The organism is Phyllobacterium sp. (genome assembly GCF_037994405.1).
In the GTDB taxonomy this organism is placed as follows: Bacteria; Pseudomonadota; Alphaproteobacteria; order Rhizobiales; family Rhizobiaceae; genus Phyllobacterium.
On the sequence record NZ_JBBNAN010000354.1, the window covers coordinates 1 to 2,540 of the forward strand.

At 55.9% G+C, this 2,540-nt stretch carries 2 protein-coding genes and 1 pseudogene; 1 reads left to right on the forward strand and 2 read right to left on the reverse strand.

The window, feature by feature from the left end:
* Nucleotides 1–86: 86 nt before the first annotated feature.
* A pseudogene (locus AAAC48_RS19570) lies at nucleotides 87–704 on the forward strand (MipA/OmpV family protein); the annotation flags it as partial.
* Here the strand turns inward: AAAC48_RS19570 and AAAC48_RS19575 are convergent.
* Nucleotides 597–2,075: a cyclopropane-fatty-acyl-phospholipid synthase family protein gene (locus AAAC48_RS19575; RefSeq protein WP_340655782.1), complete on the reverse strand. Its 1,479-nt coding sequence runs from the start codon at nucleotides 2,073–2,075 to the stop codon at nucleotides 597–599. The pseudogene AAAC48_RS19570 and the gene AAAC48_RS19575 sit on opposite strands and share 108 nt — an antisense overlap.
* A 45-nt stretch (nucleotides 2,076–2,120) precedes the next feature.
* The gene (locus tag AAAC48_RS19580; protein WP_340655783.1) at nucleotides 2,121–2,309 is read right to left on the reverse strand and encodes an EamA family transporter; all 189 of its coding nucleotides are present in this window, start codon (nucleotides 2,307–2,309) and stop codon (nucleotides 2,121–2,123) included.
* Nucleotides 2,310–2,540: the final 231 nt, after the last annotated feature.

Sequence of the window (2,540 nt, forward strand, 5' to 3'; positions counted from 1 at the left end):
CAACATTCTCGTCTGCAACCGCCTCCATAGCTGCGGATAAGCCGGCGGCCACGACGGTCGAAGAGAACGCGGGCTGGATTGTAACCTTGGGCGCCGGAACCGAATACGGGCCGACGTTTGAGGGGTCGGGAGACAATGACTTTAGCTTTGTACCCAACTTCGACATCCGCCGGGCCAACGAACCTGCAGGTTTGAGCGCTCCAGACGACAGTATCGATTTTTCCCTGATCGAGGTTGGCGGGCTTGAGCTTGGACCTGCCGCCAATATCAGAGGCAACCGTTCGAACTCCGACGTCCCTGGTGTGCACGATATCAACTGGAGCGTCGATGTAGGCGCTTTTGCACAATACTGGCTGCTCGAAAACCGGCTGAGAGTAAGAGCCGAAGCCCGCCAGGGCGTTCAGAGCGATGACGGCTTCGTCGCGGATTTTGCGGTCGATTGGTTCCAGCCTCTTGGCGACAAGTTTCTGCTCTCGGCAGGTCCCCGAGCCTCGTTCGCGGATTCGACATATATGGAAAACAGTTTCGGCGTAAGTCCTGCCGAAGCACTGGACAACGGCAGCCTGAGCGCATTCTCACCGGACGCCGGCTTCAAATCAGTCGGTTTCGTCGTTGGCGCAACCTATCAGATAACGCCCAATACGAGTCTGCTGGTCTACGACAAATTCGACAGGCTGGTCGGGGATGCTGCCGACAGCCCGATCGTTACCGACATTGGATCGCCGAACCAGAACACAATCGGCATTGTGCTGAGCCGGTCCTTCCACATCGGATTTTGACTGGGCGTCACGGCGCCGAGAATCTTGGAGGTTCCGGTCCGCATTTAGCTCGTCGTCGCGAATATAATTCCTCGTCATGGGAACAGAAGTGTTGCGCTTGGCTATCTGAATCTGGAACATGACCAGGTCCTCGTATCGGAACGCTGCTTCGGCCGCGGCCAGATAAACCTCCCACATCCGGCAGAAACGTTCGTCATAAAGTGCTCTCGCCGCCTCACGCTTCGCTATAAAGCGATCGCGCCAAATTTCGAGGGTTGAGGCATAGTGGAGCCTCAGCACCTCCACATCGGTTACCATCATTCTCGCCTTCTCGATCTGGGGAACAATTTCGGACAACGAAGGAATGTAACCGCCCAGGAAAATATACTTTTTCAGCCACGGTGTGGTGAAACCCGGCGTAGAAGAACAGCCGATCGTGTGGAGGACCATGACGCCATCAACATTAAGCAGTCTTGCGCAAGTTTTGAAGAATGTCCCGTATGAGCCCGAACCGACATGTTCGAACATGCCGACGGATACGATTCTGTCGAATCGGCCTTTCAGGTGGCGATAATCCTGCAGCTCGAATGAAACACGACCATCCCTCTTGTCCAACGAGGATCGTGCGTATGCCAGCTGTTCTTCGGACAGGGTTATGCCCAGTACTTCACCTTTCGTCACCCTTGCACCAATATGCCGCGCAAGACCGCCCCAACCGCAGCCGATATCCAGAACGCGCTGATGCGGTTCGAGCAGGAGTTTGGCCGCCAAATGTCGTTTCTTCGCCAGTTGTGCTTCGTCAAGCGACTGATCGGGGTGTTCGAAATAGGCACAGGAATATTGACGGTCCGCGTCAAGGAACAGCTCGTACAGCCGGCCGTCGAGATCGTAATGATGCGCGACGTTGCGCTTCGATCGGCCGGGCAAATTAGGCTGCTTCAATCTGGCGCGCAGAGTGCCTATGAAGCGCGCCGGCCAAGGATGGGTGTTGTTCTGGGCTTCCCGCAACAGTAGCGCGATAAAATCGTAGATAGAGCCCACCTCGACGACAAGGCGGCCATCCATGAAAAGCTCGCCAAGCCTCATATCTGCGTCGGCCAGAAAGGCCCACTGTGCCCGGCTGTCTATAAACCTGACCGATACCGCTGGTCCGGTGCCGTCTCCGAAAGACAAATTTTGGCCCTTGGCAGTCGTGACCGTCAGACGGCCCTTGGTGACGATGCGAACAAGCGCGGCACGCAGCGCACGATCGGCAAGCGCCTCTGGAATTGAACCCTTGCCCGAGGTATCGCCTTTAAAATGGAAATGTCTGGTCATTTCATCGTCTGGCTCGCATTTGTCGTGACTGGCGGAAACTTGATTTCATGCGTGCTTTGGTCCGGACGCCGTCCCAATCAGCCACACGCCGCCAAGTATGAGCGCGCTTCCAATCAACTCAAGCGCGGTGATCTGTTCCCGGAAATAAAGCCAGCTCGACAGGACGACCAGCACGTAACTCAAAGCAGAAAGTGGAAACGCCTTGCTCAGATCGAGCTCCGACAGGACCTGCATCTAGGTCAAGAAGCACGCGATTTCGACTGCAACGGCTGCAAGGAACCAGGGCGATGCGAGTGATCCGGAAAACCAGCCACTGGCATGACCACTCACCGCATCGGCAGCAAGCTTGATGAAAATCTGAAACAACGTGTTCAACACCGGAATGGCGAACCAGGAAAGGCGCTGGCCGTTCATGAAGAGTGGTCATGTGCGACCGCATCCAAAGGCCGCACATATGGAAGCAAG

What these genes read in the sequence shown, in the direction of transcription:
- AAAC48_RS19575 (WP_340655782.1), bottom strand. Translation starts at nt 2,075, where the DNA reads ATGACCAGACATTTCCATTTTAAAGGCGATACCTCGGGCAAGGGTTCA.
- AAAC48_RS19580 (WP_340655783.1), bottom strand. Translation starts at nt 2,309, where the DNA reads ATGCAGGTCCTGTCGGAGCTCGATCTGAGCAAGGCGTTTCCACTTTCT.